Here is a 299-nt window from a genome sequence, read left to right on the forward strand (position 1 = left end):
ATGTCAACTTTCCTGACGACGTCCGCGGCAAAGTATATGAGCGAAGCATATTTGCCTGTTTGATGCAGAACGTTAAGGGGGTGATATGAACGAAAAGAATCTGGACCCCTCAACGGGCCAATTCATTGATCCAATGTTTGCAGTCATGATCGCTGCCGCCGTGGCCGAGACCATTTTAGTGTGGGTCAAGGAAGGCGCTATCCCTGACTCTTTCACATTGCTGGTGGTGATGGTCGGTTATGTGAATCTGCTACTGAGTTGGTTTGGCTATCATAAGTCGGTATTGAAAAGCCCAATAC

Annotated in this window: 1 protein-coding gene; it reads left to right on the forward strand. The window is 47.8% G+C overall.

The features are described from left to right. Window positions 1-85: 85 nt before the first annotated feature. Window positions 86-299: hypothetical protein (locus P353_RS05860; RefSeq protein ID WP_034366633.1), on the forward strand; the 214-nt coding region annotated here is incomplete at its 3' end.

Origin of the sequence: Comamonas testosteroni (assembly GCF_000761245.1) — a bacterium.
GTDB lineage: Bacteria > Pseudomonadota > Gammaproteobacteria > Burkholderiales > Burkholderiaceae_C > Comamonas > Comamonas testosteroni_C.